The 17,655-nt window shown below is 45.7% G+C and carries 11 protein-coding genes; 3 read left to right on the top strand and 8 right to left on the bottom strand.

Annotated features, from left to right (window positions below; all coding sequences use genetic code 11):
- From ITG12_RS14245 to ITG12_RS14235, 3 genes are all read left to right on the top strand, one after another.
- Positions 1 to 1,920, top strand: a complete 1,920-nt coding sequence (locus ITG12_RS14245) for a family 20 glycosylhydrolase (protein ID WP_038878942.1) — start codon at positions 1 to 3, stop codon at positions 1,918 to 1,920.
- 84 nt (positions 1,921 to 2,004) lie between these two features.
- A complete protein-coding gene (locus ITG12_RS14240; RefSeq protein WP_038878940.1) occupies positions 2,005 to 4,413 on the top strand; it encodes a N,N'-diacetylchitobiose phosphorylase in 2,409 nt (802 codons plus the stop codon).
- Between the two features lie 126 nt (positions 4,414 to 4,539).
- Positions 4,540 to 5,952, top strand: coding sequence for a phosphoglucomutase/phosphomannomutase family protein (locus tag ITG12_RS14235; protein ID WP_038878937.1), 1,413 nt, complete (start codon positions 4,540 to 4,542; stop codon positions 5,950 to 5,952).
- Between the two features lie 93 nt (positions 5,953 to 6,045).
- On the opposite strand, the gene ITG12_RS14230 is transcribed toward ITG12_RS14235, so the two are convergent.
- From ITG12_RS14230 to ITG12_RS14195, 8 genes are all read right to left on the bottom strand, one after another.
- Entirely contained in the window at positions 6,046 to 7,077 is a 1,032-nt protein-coding gene (locus tag ITG12_RS14230) for an ABC transporter ATP-binding protein (protein WP_038878935.1), read from the bottom strand.
- The gene (locus ITG12_RS14225; RefSeq protein ID WP_248873157.1) at positions 7,077 to 8,702 is read right to left on the bottom strand and encodes an iron ABC transporter permease; all 1,626 of its coding nucleotides are present in this window, start codon (positions 8,700 to 8,702) and stop codon (positions 7,077 to 7,079) included. The genes ITG12_RS14230 and ITG12_RS14225 overlap by 1 nt, the downstream gene beginning before the upstream one ends.
- 99 nt (positions 8,703 to 8,801) lie before the next feature.
- A complete protein-coding gene (locus ITG12_RS14220) occupies positions 8,802 to 9,815 on the bottom strand; it encodes a Fe(3+) ABC transporter substrate-binding protein (RefSeq protein WP_038878931.1) in 1,014 nt (337 codons plus the stop codon).
- Between the two features lie 151 nt (positions 9,816 to 9,966).
- Complete coding sequence (locus ITG12_RS14215) at positions 9,967 to 11,196, bottom strand: ammonium transporter (RefSeq protein WP_038865815.1); 1,230 nt, start codon at positions 11,194 to 11,196, stop codon at positions 9,967 to 9,969.
- A gap of 25 nt (positions 11,197 to 11,221) precedes the next feature.
- The gene (locus tag ITG12_RS14210) at positions 11,222 to 11,560 is read right to left on the bottom strand and encodes a P-II family nitrogen regulator (protein ID WP_005439398.1); all 339 of its coding nucleotides are present in this window, start codon (positions 11,558 to 11,560) and stop codon (positions 11,222 to 11,224) included.
- A 188-nt stretch (positions 11,561 to 11,748) separates the two neighbouring features.
- Positions 11,749 to 12,117, bottom strand: coding sequence for a YacL family protein (locus ITG12_RS14205; protein WP_038865812.1), 369 nt, complete (start codon positions 12,115 to 12,117; stop codon positions 11,749 to 11,751).
- A gap of 319 nt (positions 12,118 to 12,436) precedes the next feature.
- Positions 12,437 to 15,025 (bottom strand): bifunctional aconitate hydratase 2/2-methylisocitrate dehydratase, encoded by a 2,589-nt coding sequence (acnB, locus tag ITG12_RS14200; RefSeq protein WP_038870528.1) that lies wholly within the window; start codon positions 15,023 to 15,025, stop codon positions 12,437 to 12,439.
- Positions 15,026 to 15,294: 269 nt separating this feature from the next.
- Entirely contained in the window at positions 15,295 to 17,610 is a 2,316-nt protein-coding gene (locus tag ITG12_RS14195; protein WP_104027196.1) for a patatin-like phospholipase family protein, read from the bottom strand.
- Between the last annotated feature and the right edge of the window lie 45 nt (positions 17,611 to 17,655).

Genomic DNA, 17,655 nt, shown 5'->3' with positions numbered 1-17,655 from the left:
ATGGAATATCGTGTTGATCTAGTGGTCCTTTCTGAGCAAAAACAAAACTGCCGTTTTGGGCTCACCTTTCACAATTTGAGCGACCAAGACCTAAACAATTGGAGCCTGACTTTCGCTTTCGACCGCTATATTCTTCCAGACAGCGTTTCAAATGGTCAACTGACTCAAATTGGTAGCTTTTGCACACTTAAACCGGAAGGTATGGTACTGGCTGCCAACCATCACTATTACTGTGAATTCAGTATTGGTTCAAACCCATTCCGTTATTACTCGGATGGATTTAATGAAGCCATGATTGACTTTGTCGTTGACGGAAATCCACAACGCGCACAAGTTGATGTTACTCCTATCGTTTTGGCCTCACCTTATCGCGAACGCAGTGATATTCCAGCAAGCTTAACGCATGCACAGCCTTTATTACCAAAGCCCAACCATATTGAAGTGAGTGACCTGTCGTTTAGCTTCGATGAGCAAGTTGGTGTCGCGATATACACAGATTTAGCGAATTCAGCAAAAGCATGGTTGCTGGAAGAGCTTGAACGCATTCACCAATTCAAATTGTCTTCTTCTAACAGTGGGAAAATCTTATTCAAAAGTAACCCAACACTGGACGAAGGTACTTACAGACTTAAAGTATCTGAAGAGTCGATCAAGATTGAGGCTGGGTCTTCGTCTGGCTTTACCCATGCTTGTGCGACCTTATTGCAACTACTAAAACGAGACGAGAGTGCCAACACTATGGAAGTGGTGTGCTGCTCTATCAAAGACAGTCCTCGCTTTCGCTACCGTGGCATGATGTTGGACTGCGCTCGTCATTTCCACTCGGTAGAACAAGTAAAACGCCTCATCAATTTGTTGGCACATTACAAATTCAATACCTTCCATTGGCACCTAACGGACGATGAAGGTTGGCGTATCGAGATTAAGTCCTTACCTCAACTAACAGACATTGGCGCTTGGCGTGGTATCGATGAAACCATCGAACCGCAATACACCCATTTAACTCAGCGTTACGGCGGTTTCTACACTCAAGAGCAAATTAAAGACGTGGTGGCTTTTGCAGCACAGCGTGGCATCACTATCATCCCTGAGATTGACGTTCCTGGGCATTGCCGCGCAGCAATCAAATCTCTGCCACACCTACTTGTTGAAGCGGAAGACAAAACCGAATATCGCAGCATTCAGCACTATAACGATAATGTCATCAACCCTGCTCTGCCGGGTAGTTACGAGTTTATCGACAAAGTACTTGAAGAAGTAGCAGCTCTATTCCCAGCGCCTTATGTCCATATTGGGGCAGACGAAGTTCCTAATGGCGTGTGGTCTAAGAGCCCTTCTTGCCAAGCTCTTATGGAGCAATTGGGTTATACCGATTACAAAGAGCTACAAGGGCACTTCTTACGTCATGCAGAAGACAAGCTACGAAAATTAGGCAAACGAATGGTAGGTTGGGAAGAAGCCCAACACGGCAACAAAGTGAGTAAAGATACAGTGATCTACTCATGGCTAAGCGAAGAAGCTGCATTGAACTGCGCTCGCCAAGGTTTTGATGTAGTGCTGCAACCAGCACAAACCACCTACCTCGACATGACCCAAGACTATGCACCAGAAGAGCCAGGTGTTGACTGGGCAAACCCATTGCCATTAGAGAAAGCATACAACTATGAGCCATTAGCAGAAGTCCCTGCTGATGACCCAATCAGAAAGCGCATTTGGGGCATTCAAACTGCCTTGTGGTGCGAAATCATCAACAACCCATCGCGTATGGACTACATGATTTTCCCTCGCTTAACAGCCATGGCAGAAGCATGTTGGACTGAAAAACAACACCGCGATTGGACCGACTATTTATCACGTTTGAAAGGGCACCTTCCTCTGCTTGATTTGCAGGGAGTGAATTACCGTAAACCGTGGAAGTAATACCAAGCTAGATGACAATACATCTTGCTTAAAGAATTATTAAATTTGACTGCAAACGCAGTATTGTAAAAAGGAAATACACAAATGAAATACGGCTATTTCGATAACGAGAATCGCGAATACGTCATCACTCGCCCTGACGTACCAGCGCCATGGACTAACTACCTCGGTACTGAGAAGTTCTGTACCGTTATCTCGCACAACGCAGGCGGCTACTCGTTCTATAACTCTCCAGAATACAACCGTGTTACTAAATTCCGTCCAAACGCGACATTCGATCGTCCTGGGCACTACGTTTACTTACGTGATGATGAGACAGGTGATTACTGGTCAATCTCTTGGCAACCAGTTGCGAAAAGCCTAGACGAAGCAAACTACGAAGTTCGCCATGGCTTGTCTTACTCTAAGTTCAAATGTGAATACAACGGTATTACAGCAACGAAAACCCTATTCGTACCAAAAGGCGAAGACGCTGAAGTTTGGGATGTGGTTATCAAGAACACTTCAGACAAGCCGCGCACAATCAGTGCATTCTCGTTTGTAGAATTTTCGTTCAGCCATATTCAATCAGACAACCAAAACCACCAGATGTCTCTGTACTCTGCAGGCACGTCTTACAATGAAGGTGTGATTGAATACGACTTGTACTATAACACCAACGATTTCGAAGGTTTCTACTACCTAGCTTCAACGTTTGACCCAGATTCATACGACGGCCAACGTGACAGCTTCCTAGGTCTATACCGCGACGAAGCAAACCCGCTAGCAGTAGAACAAGGTAAATGTTTTAACACCGCACAAACGTGTTACAACCACTGTGGCTCTCTACACAAGCAATTTACTATCCAACCAGGTGAAGAAGTTCGTTTCGCATACATTCTAGGTATCGGTAAAGGCAATGGCGACCGCCTTCGCGCTAAATACCAAGATCTCGCTGAAGTAGACAATGCATTTGCGGGCATCAAAGCACACTGGGATGAGCGTTGTAATAAATTCCAAGTGAAATCACCAAACGAAGGTCTAGATACCATGATCAACGCTTGGACCCTATACCAAGCAGAAACTTGTGTGGTGTGGTCTCGCTTTGCTTCGTTCATCGAAGTGGGTGGTCGTACTGGTCTTGGCTACCGCGATACAGCGCAAGATGCGATTTCTGTTCCTCACGCCAACCCAGCAATGACCCGCAAGCGTCTTGTTGACCTACTTCGTGGCCAAGTGAAAGCAGGTTACGGTCTGCACCTGTTCGATCCAGACTGGTTCGATCCTGAGAAAGCTGATGTTAAGCCATCTAAATCTCCAACCGTCGTTCCAACGCCTTCTGATGAAGACAAGATCCACGGCATCGAAGACACGTGTTCAGATGATCACCTATGGCTAGTTCCAACCATCTGTAAGTACGTGATGGAAACGGGTGAGCACAGCTTCTTCGACGAGGTGATCCCTTACGCAGATGGCGGCGATGCAAGCGTTTATGACCATATGAAAGCAGCACTAGACTTCTCGGCTGAATACGTCGGTCAAACGGGTATCTGTAAAGGTCTGCGCGCAGACTGGAACGACTGTCTGAACCTCGGTGGTGGCGAATCTTCAATGGTATCGTTCCTTCACTTCTGGGCATTGCAAGAGTTTATCGACCTAGCGAAATACCTAGGCAAAGAAACGGATGTTGAGAAATACACGGAAATGGCGGCAAACGTACGTGAAGCGTGTGAAACACATCTTTGGGACGACGAAGGCGGTTGGTACATCCGTGGTCTGACGAAGAATGGTGACAAGATCGGTACAGCGCAACAAGCGGAAGGCCGAGTGCACCTCGAGTCAAACACGCTTGCTGTACTTTCTGGTGCGGTTTCTCAAGAGCGCGGTGAAAAAGCGATGGACGCAGTCGATGAGAACCTGTTCTCTGAGTACGGCCTGCATCTAAACTCACCATCATTTGCAACGCCGAACGATGACATCGGTTTCGTGACTCGTGTTTACCAAGGCGTAAAAGAGAACGGTGCAATCTTCTCGCATCCAAACCCATGGGCTTGGGTAGCTGAAGCGAAACTGGGTCGTGGTGATCGTGCAATGAAATTCTACGATGCACTTAACCCATACAACCAAAACGACATCATCGAAAAACGTATTGCAGAACCTTACTCATACGTGCAGTTCATCATGGGTCGTGACCACCAAGACCACGGTCGTGCAAACCACCCATGGTTAACAGGTACATCTGGCTGGGCATACTTCGCAGTTACCAACTTTATCCTTGGTGTGCGAACAGGCTTTGATGGTCTGACTATCGATCCATGTATCCCAACGAACTGGCCAGGTTTCGAAGTGACTCGCCAATGGCTAGGTGCAACGTACAACATCAAAGTCGTTAACCCAGACTCAGTAAGCAAAGGCGTTAAGTCGATTACTGTGAACGGTGAAGCAGTAAATGGTGCCTCTGTACCAGTTCAAGCGGAAGGTTCAGTAAACGAAGTTATCGTTACTCTAGGTTAATCATCTCTTTGGGGGAGAGCTTCTCCCCTTTTGATTTATCCGATGCACTTGAATTCGATAAGTGCATCGGTTCGCTAGCAAAGATTTAAGAAGCGGTGGGACGCCGCTCTTATCGAGGATCGAATCATGATCAAATTTGGTACAGGCGGCTGGCGTGCATTTATCGGTGAGGAGTTCACTAAAGATAATGTACGTTTGGTTGCTCAAGCAGTCGCAAACATTACCAACGCTGAGTCCGTTGCTGATCGCGGCTTTATTATCGGTTATGACCGCCGTTTTCTTTCTGATAAAGCTGGTCGCTGGTTTGCTGAAGTTTTGGCGGCAAATGGCATCGTAGTTAGCTTTATCGATAAGTTCGTGCCGACGCCTATCGTGATGTTTAAAGCAAAAGAGATGGGCTGTGCATACTCTGCGTGTATTACAGCCTCACACAACCCTGCGGATTATAACGGCATCAAAGTCTTCATCGAAGGTGGGCGTGATGCCGATGAAATCATCACAGAAAAAATTGAGTCTCAAATCGCAACGCTTACAGCACAAGATGTGAAAAGCGTCGATTTTGATCAGGCAGTACAAGACAAACTGATTGATATTATTAACCCGATGAACGAGTTCGTCGATTCGATCATCGACTTTATCGACATTGAAGCCATCAAAAAAGCGAACCTTCGCGTTTTGGTCGACCCGATGTTTGGTGTTGCTAAAAATGCGCTGCAAACCGTATTGATTAATGGCCGCTGTGAAGTAGACGTAATCAACGACGGTAAGAACCCTGACTTTGGCGGCTTAATGCCATCACCAAGTGCAGCAACCCTTTACCGCTTGATGCACCTTGTCGAGCAAGAAGGCTATGACATCGGTATTGGTACCGATGGTGATGCGGACCGTCTTGGTATTATCGACGAGAAAGGCAACTTTATTCACCCGAATGAAGTGCTACTACTGCTTTACTACTACTTGCTCGAATACAAAGGTTGGACCGGTTCAGTAGTGCGTAATATCGCAACAACACACTTGTTAGACAAAGTTGCGGAAGACCACGGTGAGAAGTGCTTTGAAGTACCTGTAGGCTTTAAGCACATCAGCTCTCAAATGGAAGCTGACGACTCACTAATTGGCGGTGAAAGCTCTGGCGGCTTAACTATTCGTGGCCATATTAAAGGCAAAGATGGTGTATTTGCATCAAGCCTATTAGTAGAAATGATTTCAGTCACTGGTAAGAAACTGTCTGAGTTACTGGATGAAATCTACGGCAAATACGGATATGCCTACATGGCAGAAGGCGATTGCAAGTTCAAACCTGCGCAAAAAGAAGTGCTATTCAACAAGATTTATGTTGAGAAGCAGTTGCCTGAGTTTGAATTTGAGATCGAGAAAGTCAGCTACGAAGACGGTGCGAAAGTGTACTTCAAGAACGGCGGTTGGATTATTGCTCGCTTCTCAGGTACTGAGCCACTACTACGAATTTTTGCAGAAATGCAAGATAAGGACACTGCAGAACGTGTTCTTCAACAGTTTAAGGACTTCTTGTCTTTATAACTGAACCTTGTGCTCGCTTTGAGCACAATCCTATAGGTGAAGAACACTTGCCCGGCATCAGCGCCGGGCCTTTTTATTTTATAGATGTAAACATTACGCGAAAGCTAATACACCTTGGGTTTCAACTTTTACTATCACACTATCCCCGACATTCAACGCCTGAGCTGAAGTAGCCAACAGTCGGTCACCATTGACATCTATCACGTAGCGACAGTGATCCCCCATAAAGTGCTGTTCAAGTACTTTGATTGCACTCTCTTCATCCGCAGTAATTTGAACATGTTGAGGACGAAGCAGTAATGCACACTCATCATCTACTTGGATTTCCTGCTGAGCATTGGCTTCCACCACACCTAGGTGGGTTTGATATTCATTGTCGGAAATTCTCTTCGCAACAAGGTAGCTACCACCACCTAAGAAGTCCGCAACAAATTTGCTCGAAGGCTGGTAGTAAAGTTCAGATGCCGTGCCGTACTGCTCAATCACACCATGGTTCATCACTGCCATCTTATCGGCAAAAGCAAAAGCTTCTTCACGGCTATGGGTGACAAAAATCGCGGTAACCCCCTGTTCTTTGAAGATTTTACGGATCTCACGGATCAGTTCATGACGAACTTGGGTATCAATATTGGAAAACGGTTCATCCAACAACAGAAGGTCTGGTTTGTAAGCCAATGAACGAGCAATCGCCACACGTTGCTGTTGGCCGCCAGAAAGTTGGTGAGGATAACGGTCACCGTAACCTTTAAGGTGAATCAAGCTGAGCATCTCTTCGACTTTCATCAGCTTTTGCTGCGCCGATTCGTTCTTCAAACCAAAAGCAATGTTCTCAGCGACTGTCAGGTGCGGGAACAAAGCGTAATCTTGGAAGATCATACCGATATTACGCTGCTCTGGTGGTAGCCAGTTTTTACCGTCATCAATCGTAAGACAGTTCAAACTCATTTGACCTGAACTCAAAGGAAGCAGGCCAGCAATCGCTTTCAAAAGCGTTGTCTTACCGCAGCCACTCGCGCCAAGTAGGCAGACAATCTCACCTTGCTCAACTTCGAGAGAAAGTGATTCAAGGACAGTCTGGTCGTCATACTGACAAGTTAGGTTTTTAATCGATAATGCGCAGCTCATCAGTGACTTTGCTCCAGTGAACGGTTAACAACAACAAGCGGGATCAACCCAACGAGAACCAGTAATACAGCCGGAAGTGCGGCAAGCTCTAAATGCTCATCCGAAGCGAAGTTGTATACATACGTCGCTAAGGTTTCAAAGTTAAATGGTCGTAATAGTAATGCAGCATTGAGCTCTTTCATTGACTCAATAAACACCAACAAACCAGCAATTAGGGCACCACGTTTAACCAACGGGAAATGCACTCGCCAAAGCATGGTATTTGGCGTACAGCCCATGGTACGGGAAGCCATATCCAACGATGGAGAGATCTTATTTAAGTTACTTTCCACACTGCCAATTGCAACAGCCGAGAAACGTACCACCATCGCGAAAATCAGCGCAAACATAGAACCAGAGAAAATAAGCCCAGGTCTACCCCATTCCATCGCTTTCGCAATATCGTTAACACGGTGATCCATAAACAACACAGCAACCATCACACCGATAGCCAGTACCGTACCAGGGACGGCATAGCCCAACGAAGACAAACGCATAAACGCCAAGCTAGAGCGGCCGCCATTTACGCGTTGACTGAAGTTCACAGTCAACGCAATCGCAACACCAATGATTGCAGCCACGACTGACACCACCAAACTGTTCCATGCGTATTCACGAAACTCCGGCGTCCAACTTTGTGCAAAGTAAGTGATGGCGTAATCAATTAACTGTAGCAATGGGAAGATAAACGCGATTGCCACCAAGCCCCAACACCAAATTAATGCGCCCCACTTTCGCCAACCTCGTAGCTCATAACGGAAATCTTCATGGCTATTAAACTGGCTTTGGAACAGCTTCTGCTTACGGCGGCTGTAGCGCTCTGCACTCAATAACAACACTACAATCATCAACATCATTGCTGAGATTTTCGCGGCTGCATTGAGGTTCGAATACCCAAGCCAAGTATCGTAAACCGCCGTAGTAAGCGTGTTCACAGCAAAATAGCTGACGGTTCCGAAGTCACCGATGGTTTCCATCGCGACCAGAGACAAACCAACAGCGATAGAGGGTCTTACAAGCGGTAAAGAGATACGCCAAAAACTTTCCCAAGGGGAACATTTTAACAAGCGAGCACTCTGCAGTAGGGAAACGTTCTGCTCCATAAATGCAGCACGACAAAGCAAGTAAACGTATGGGTAAAGAACAAGAGAAAGAACGAAGGTCGCACCACCTAAGGTCCGAATATCAGGGAACCAATACTCACCTGGGCCCCATCCCGTTATATCACGTAAGAAGATTTGAATTGGCCCAGCAAAATCGAACCAGTCCGTAAAAATGTAACCAATGATATAACCCGGCATCGCAAGTGGTAGAACTAAGGCCCACTGTAACCATTTCTCGGTTGGTAGATTACACATCGCCATAAACCAAGCACTTGGAATACCGAGAATCAAAGAAAGGAGCATCACACCAGCAGTCAAAACTACGGTGTTATAGATGTAGGTAGGCATGACCGTCGACATCAAGTGTGTGAACAGGTCATCCGTTTCGCCAATGGCGGTATAGAAGATCGCTAAGATCGGCAAAACCAGTAACAAGGTGATAGCCCCACTACTGGTTTTCCATAGAGAATGTTTATTCTTCATTGCCTAAATACTGCAAGGCTGTATGAAATACAAATGCAGCTGCAAATACATCTCATATCCTTTAATTAAATGGGGGTACAGTTATACCCCCACATGGAATTAAAGGTCAAATTTCACTTCATCTAGTAGCTTGATTGCTGCTTCATGGTGAGAAGCAATATCATCTAGAGAAATCGTATCTGCTTTGTAGTCACCCCAAGATTCCACAAGCTCAGAACGCTTAACACCTTCCTTCACTGGGTACTCGTAGTTTACTTCTGCGTACATTTGCTGCGCTTTGTCACCCGTTAGGAACTCCATAAGCTTCACAGCGTTGTCTTTGTTTGGAGAGAACTTCGCCATCGCCATACCAGAGATGTTCACGTGCGTACCTGTTGTCTCTTGGTTAGGGAAGTTGATGTATACCGCGTCTGCCCAAGCTTTTTGCTCTTTGTCGTTAACCATCTTACCTAGGTAGTAGCTGTTACCTAGAGAAACGTCACATAGACCTTCTTTGATTGCTTTAACTTGAGCACGGTCGTTACCTTGAGGCTTACGAGCTAGGTTCGCTTTTACGCCTTCTAGCCACTCTTTAGTCTCAGCTTCACCGTGGTGAGCGATCATAGAAGACACTAGAGATACGTTGTAAGGGTGCTTACCGCTACGAGTACAGATTTTGCCTTTGAACTCAGGCTTTGCTAGGTCAGCGTAGTTGAAGTCGTCACCTAGTTTGCCAACACGGTCACGTGAAGAGTAAACGTTACGAGTACGTAGAGTCAGAGCAAACCACTCGTTTTCTTTGTCTTGGTACTGTGCTGGTACGTTTTCTTCGATGATTTTGCTGTCTACCTTTTGAACCAGACCTTTGTTTGTCAGTTCAGCTAGACGGCTGATATCTGTGGTAAGGATTACGTCAGCTGGGCTGTATTCGCCTTCTTGAGCCAACTTCTCTGCTAGACCTTTTTTCGCAAACTTCACGTTTACTTTAATGCCAGTTTCTTTAGTGAACTCGTTGAACATAGGTTCAACTAGGAAAGGTTGACGGTAAGAGTACACGTTCACTTCTTCAGCAGCCATTGCCGTTGGAGCCAGAGTAGCGCAAGTAATCGCTGAAAGAGTTAGCAGTTTTTTCATTGTTTAATCCTTTACCATGCTAATGATAACGTTTATCAGTTGCGTTATTATATGCATGTTCAATAAGAAAACAATTAATCAATAAAAAAACCTGCTCATTGGAGCAGGTTTTTTAATGTTAAGTTTGTAACTATTTATTACATTGTGAGTGTTATTTCACAGTCACGAATTCTGGGTAAGCACCAACACCACAGTCGTGCATATCCATACCTTCTAACTCTTCGTCTTCCGATACGCGGATACCGACTGTCGCTTTCAGGATTGCCCATACCACTAGGCTTGCACCAAATACCCAAGCAAAGATAACTGCCGCACCTAGAAGCTGTGCACCAAACGTTGCATCACCGTTGCTCAGTGGCACAACCATTAGGCCGAAGAAACCACACACACCGTGAACTGAGATAGCACCTACTGGATCATCAATCTTAATCTTATCCAAACCGATGATGCTGAATACTACTAGCGCGCCTGATACCGCACCAATCGCCACAGCATAAAGCGGTGATGGTGATAGAGGGTCAGCCGTGATAGCAACAAGACCAGCTAACGCACCGTTCAAAATCATCGTTAGGTCTGCTTTACCCCAAGTTGTTTTACATACAAATAGTGCGGCAATTGCACCTGCTGCAGCTGCAGCGTTGGTGTTTAGGAAAATTTGACCAACTGCAGTCGCGTTCTCAAAATCCGAAACCATAAGTTGAGAACCGCCGTTGAAACCGAACCAACCGAACCAAAGGATAAACGTACCCAATGTAGCAAGAGGCATGTTTGAACCTGGGATTGGGTAGATTTCGCCATTTTTACCGTATTTACCTTTACGTGCACCCAGTAATAGTACGCCAGCTAATGCTGCTGAAGCACCCGCCATGTGTACGATACCTGAGCCCGCAAAGTCACTAAAGCCTGCTTCTGATAGGAAGCCACCACCCCAAGTCCAGTAACCTTCCATTGGGTAAATAAATGCAGTCAGTACCGCTGAGAAAATTAGGAAAGACCAAAGCTTCATACGCTCTGCAACCGCGCCAGAAACCACTGACATTGCTGTTGCTACAAATACGACTTGGAAGAAGAAGTCCGACTCTAGAGAGTGGTCAGCACCTTCACCTTGTGTGCCAATTAGTGCACCAAATGATGGTAACCAACCGCCTTCACCGTTATCGACATACATAATGTTGTAGCCAACCAATAGGAACATGGTACAAGCGATCGCGTAAAGACAGATGTTTTTAGTTAGAATTTCTGTTGTGTTTTTAGAGCGAACTAAGCCCGCTTCTAGCATGGCAAAACCTGCTGCCATCCACATGACCAACGCACCGGAAATAAGGAAGAAAAAGGTGTCGAGTGCGTAACGTAATTCAGTTACCGTTGTTGTTAATTCCATGATAGTTCTCCAATCCCTTGAATTCTTAAAGTGCTTCTGCGTCCATTTCGCCAGTACGTATACGCACCGCTTGGTTTAAGTCGTAGACAAAAATCTTACCGTCACCAATCTTGCCGGTTTGCGCCGCTTTAGTGATGGCTTCTACCACGCGCTCCACATTGTCTGCATGGGTAGCGATTTCTAGTTTTACTTTTGGTAGAAAGTCGACTTGATACTCGGCGCCACGGTATAGCTCCGTGTGGCCTTTCTGACGACCAAAACCTTTAACCTCTGATACTGTCATCCCTTCAATACCGACATCAGCCAATGCTTCGCGTACATCGTCTAACTTAAAAGGTTTTATAATGGCATTAATGATTTTCATTGAATCTTCTCCGCAGCTTTCATCCTGAAACATTCATATTAATCCAAGCGGCGTGCCAACTTTTTATCCCATTGATTTTTATAGAATTAGTGAAATTAACAAACTTATAAACAAAAAGGGCGCACCATATCGGTGCACCCTTTTCACAAATATAAGGCAATCCTAATTAGACTACCCAAAACTGTGCATTAAATGTTCAAAAAGTCTTTCCATTGCTCTATCAAGGCACAAAAATCTTCTATACCACAGCTGGCTGTACTCTCTGCATCGTAGAAATCAAACTCGCTTTCCATTTCCACTTCATACTCATGGCCCAGCGCGTTTTCTTGCACTAGAACCTCATCACCGTGGATCATCAAACTGATCTCTGCACCGGTTAATCTATGCTCTTGAGATGGCGAAGAAAATGCCTGATTAATTAAAGCTTCTACCTGAGCAATTTTTGCTGGGTCTTTGCCTATTTCTTCTTGCAACCAACGACCCACAATCTCATGCCCCATGCTGCATTTGACATAGTATTCGCCCATCAATGTGTTGCGGATGAATTCAAATTCCATCGTGATCGCCTTTTCGTATCAATTTGGTGCGGAGTATACAGGGAGATATTGGATGGGAGAAGCGAGAGACGAGAGACGAGAGACGAGAGACGAGAGACGAGAGACGAGAGACGAGAGACGAGAGACGGTTTCATTTTATCTTTTGAGGGACAAAGACTATCAACGTGTTTTGAGCTCACACGTTTATCTTTAATATTCCAGCGCTTACTTCCCGATTCCTAGAGCGAAGCATTCTCTCTTTTCGAAGCGCAGCGTTCCACAAAAAAAGCGCCCACCAATCGGTGAGCGCTTATTCAAGTATTAACAAAACTTGCTAAGATTATGCAGGCTCTTGGAAGATCACATCATCTGCTTTCTTGGTGTACTGTTCCATCTTGTGGAAATTCAAGTAGCGGTATGTGTCTGCTGCTGTCGCATCAATCTGGTCCATGTAAGACAGGTATTCTTCCTTAGTTGGAATCTTACCTAGAATCGCACCAACCGCAGCAAGTTCAGCCGAGGATAGATAAACGTTCGCACCAGTACCTAGACGATTCGGGAAGTTACGAGTAGACGTCGACATTACCGTTGCTTTATCCGCAACACGAGCCTGGTTACCCATACATAGCGAGCACCCTGGCGTTTCAATACGAACGCCGGCACGGCCATAAATACCGTAGTAACCTTCTTCAGTTAGTTGGTCACGGTCCATCTTGGTTGGTGGTGCTACCCATAAACGAGTATCAAGCTGGCCGTTAAACTTGTCGAGCAATTTACCTGCTGCACGGAAGTGACCAATGTTCGTCATACAAGAACCGATAAATACTTCATCAATCTGAGTACCCTGAACGTCAGACAGAAGACGCGCATCATCTGGATCGTTAGGTGCACAAAGAATTGGTTCGTTGATTTCCGCTAGATCGATTTCAATCACATGTGCGTATTCAGCGTCTGAATCTGCTTCCATCAACTCTGGGTTTGCTAACCACTCTTCCATCGCAGTAATACGACGTTCGATTGTACGACGGTCACCGTAACCTTCCGAAATCATCCATTTAAGCATAGTGATGTTCGAGTTTAGGTATTCATCAATCGACTCTTGAGAAAGCTTCACAGTACAACCCGCTGCTGAGCGCTCTGCCGATGCATCTGAAAGTTCAAATGCTTGTTCCACAGACAGGTGTTCAACACCTTCAATTTCTAGGACACGGCCTGAGAATTCGTTGATCTTACCCGCTTTCTCTACTGTTAACAGGCCTTGCTTGATACCGTATAGAGGAATGGCGTGTACAAGATCACGTAGCGTGATACCTGGCTGCATCTCACCTTTAAAACGAACCAAGATTGATTCAGGCATATCAAGAGGCATAACGCCTGTTGCTGCTGCAAATGCCACTAGACCAGAACCTGCTGGGAATGAAATACCCAGAGGGAAACGAGTATGCGAATCACCACCAGTACCAACAGTATCTGGCAGAAGCATACGGTTCAGCCATGAGTGGATAACACCATCGCCTGGACGAAGCGATACACCGCCACGGTTCATAATGAAATCAGGTAGTGTGTGGTGCGTGTTCACGTCGACTGGTTTCGGATATGCTGACGTATGACAGAATGACTGCATCACGAGATCCGCTGAGAAACCAAGACACGCAAGATCTTTTAGCTCATCACGCGTCATAGGGCCTGTCGTATCCTGAGAACCTACCGTTGTCATCTTAGGCTCACAATATTGACCAGCACGCACACCTTCTACGCCACATGCTTTACCGACCATCTTCTGAGCTAATGTATAACCTTTGTCAGAAGCAGTTGGATCAACGGGTTTAGCAAACAAATCTGTCTCTTCAAGACCAAGAGCTACTCGAGCACGGCTCGTTAGACCACGACCGATGATCAATGGAATACGACCACCAGCACGTACCTCATCAAGCAGCACTTTACTCAGTTCAAAGCTTGAGATCTCAGAACCTTCTTTACGAACCACACCTTCGTACGGGTAAATGTCGATCACATCGCCCATATTCATGTCTTGTACGTTTAGTTCAATTGGTAACGCTCCTGAATCTTCCATCGTATTGTAGAAGATAGGCGCAATCTTACCGCCTAGACAGATACCACCAGTACGCTTGTTTGGTACAAATGGGATATCTTCGCCCATAAACCATAATACTGAGTTGGTCGCTGATTTACGCGAAGAACCCGTACCAACAACATCACCTACGTATGCTAGTGGAATACCGTCTTTTTGCAGTTCTTCAATTTGGTTGATTGGACCAACGCTGCCAGGTTGATCCGGGTTGATGCCATCACGTTCCATCTTAAGCATCGCTTTCGCGTGTACTGGAATATCTGGACGAGACCAAGCATCTGGAGCTGGAGACAGGTCATCGGTGTTAGTTTCACCGGTTACCTTAAAGACTTTAACCGTGATTTTTTCCGCTACTTTCTCTTTCGTTGTAAACCACTCGGCTTCCGCCCAAGATTGAAGGACTTGTTGAGCGAACGTGTTGCCCGCTTTCGCTTTTTCTTCAACATCATAGAAAGCATCAAACATTAACAGGGTATGAGACAGTGCTTTTGCTGCGATAGCCGCAAGAACATCATCATCTAAAAACTCGACGAGCGGAGCGATGTTATAACCACCTTGCATCGTACCTAGTAATTCTGCTGCCTTTTCACGGCTAACAAGTGGAGACGATACTTCGCCTTTAGCAACCGCAGTCAAAAAGCCAGCTTTAACATAAGCCGCTTCGTCTACGCCCGGTGGGATACGGTTCTCTAGCAGGTCAAGAATAAAGGCTTCTTCACCTTGCGGGGGATTTTTCAGAAGTTCAACAAGTCCAGCAACTTGTTCTGCGTCTAGCGGTTTAGGAACAACTCCTTCGGCAGCACGCTCTTCGACGTGTTTACGGTAGGCTTCAAGCACGACTTTTTCCTCTCATTGCGGTTCCTCCTTCTTATTACTGTTTTTAAAAGTAAAGGAGTGAACATCCTTGGAAACTTGGCTCTCCATTGCCCTTGTTTTCATTCAATTCTTGATTGAGAAACAGCGCCGCAGAGGCCAAACTGTGGGCGAAAGGATAGCAAATTTAACCTTAAATTAAAATCTCATCATTTTGACCAACATAGCAACTTACGACTAAAGTCCTGTTTATTTTGGCTAAATATGCGGAGATATTGCTGTCCTTTTCCCGGTTATTTAAATGATGTTCCAACGATCAGGTACACAGCATCTAAATCTTGCTCTGTACGACCGTATGCCAACATGATTGGTCCTACTGGTGAATCAACACCAAAGAAAATCGATGCGGCATTATACAGTGGCGCTTCATTAAGCTTCAGATCGTTATCTGACCAAACACCACCGTGTTCAAGTGATGCGCCTAGGTACACTGGCGCTTCAAACAGCCCGAAGTCGTTATCCATCCATTTATAACGATACACCAAGCTGGTATAGAATAAGTTCTGCCCAATCAGGCTATTACGTGGAATACCAGATAGATTCAAGAAACCACCAAGTTCACGTGGGTCTAACGGGATCGAGGAGTTTTTGCTTTCTACAAAGCTGTATTCCGCCTGTCCGACTAAAGTATGACGACTGTGCGTCACTGCGCCTTTGAAACGTGCCGTGATCTCATACACAGTATCTTCGATATCACCATTAGTATTGGTTTGACGAAAATCCTCAGGGCTCTTGTCATGAGACACCAGGTAATCCAAATCAATCAACATACCATGCGTGGGAAAAGCAAAGTCGTCTAAGGTATCTAGACGGTAGTTAGCAAACACCCCCAAACGCTCGTAATCAAAAGTCCCGGCAGATGCGAGCGTTGAGGCCTCTATTTGCCCTTTGGTATAACGCCCACCAACACGGAACTCTTGCCATAACGTCGGTTGTACACCCGCAGCAAGTTCCGTTATGAACTCGGTATACGAGACGGGAAGAAAATCGTAAACCGAACCTATATCTGGGTTTTCTAAATCACTAAAAGGCCAGTTTCGGTTTTCGTTGTTGTAATTCAATTTACCCGAAACAAACAACTCCTGACTCGACAATACCGGTGAATAAAGCTCGGCTTCAATCAACTTATCCGTACCCATGTCAACATTCAGCGTTAGCTCGGCACCATGTGAATTTAGATTAGTAAAGTTCGACGAGATACCAATGCCATATTGGCTGTCAGTATTAAAGTCATCTTCTAAGAAAAAGCGGAAGTTCAGGTAGTTTGGTCCCCAAGACTTCTCATTCACTTCAAAGACAAGTAGGTTAACACCTTCAATCTCTTCGAAATGGTAAGTAATCAGTTCAAAGCGATCTAAGGCATAAAGATTTTCGACTGCTTTTTCGATTTCAGCCGTTTTGAGAGGACGACCAGTATCAAGCTCGAGTCGGTTGGTCAGTAAGACATCACTGTAGTGGGTGTTATTGACAATAACAATTTGATCAACAACCCGCTCATCACCATATTCTAATCCTTTACGAACGTCTTGTTTGTGCTCGATATATTTCTGGTATTCCGCGTTAGAGACACTCAAGGATTCAAGCTTGGGTTTAAGTTTTTTAGTGATGTCGTAGCCAGCTTGAAATGCACTCGGCATCTTTTCAAATTCTACGGTTTCCATTTGCCCAACATCTGGACGAATGTAAACATCATCATCTTTCAGAGTTTCCGCTTGCTCTTGAGTGCTACGACGCACCAAATAATTCGACAACTGATCCGCAACCGCAAACAAGCCGGTGAAGTCTTCTTTGTTTTTATAATCTGTACTGATGTCGACCGCAATGACTATATCCGCTCCCATCGCGCGCGCTACGTCGACAGGCATGTTATTGACAACGCCACCATCCACCAGCATATGACCGTTGAGCTCGTATGGAGGAAGCGCGCCCGGTACCGACATGCTCGCCATCATCGCATCAACTAAGTAACCGTTATCGAGCACGACTTCATCAAGCTCGACGATGTCAGTCGCGACAGAACGATAAGGGATAGCAAGTTGGTCAAAAGAGTCAAAGCGTCCTAGATTGCCCGTCGTTTCGCGCAGAATGCGCAACATGTTCTGCCCTTGCACAACACCAGTTGGGGAACGCACCTCACCAAACCTCAGACCAAGATCTGTCGTTATTTGGTAGCGGTCTTCGTATTCTTTGTCGCGAACGCGACGTTGGCTGCGATCAACGCGATCTCGGTAACCGCTGTTCCAATCCACGCTGTAGATAAAACTCTCAATTTCATCAGCACTCATACCCGTCGCGTACAAACCTCCGACATAAGCGCCCATGCTTGTACCGGTAATGATATCAACGGGAATGTTCATCTCTTCAAGAGCTTTAAGCACACCAATATGCGCAGCGCCTTTCGCACCACCACCAGCGAGAACCACCGCAATTTTAGGACGAGAGCCGTCCTCTTCGAGATGTTTAGCAAAGGAAGGTGTGGCAATCAAAAAGGAGCAGACCCAAAGCGCAAAACCATGCACTAACGGGCTATTGGACATCTTTTTGAACATTCACATCTTCCTTTACTGAATATTGATCAACTACTTTTACTAAGA

Origin of the sequence: Vibrio sp. ED002 (genome assembly GCF_023277445.1) — a bacterium.
In the GTDB taxonomy this organism is placed as follows: domain Bacteria; phylum Pseudomonadota; class Gammaproteobacteria; order Enterobacterales; family Vibrionaceae; genus Vibrio; species Vibrio jasicida.
The sequence above is the reverse complement of the archived record's forward strand: the minus strand, read 5'-3'. Positions and strand labels throughout refer to the sequence as shown.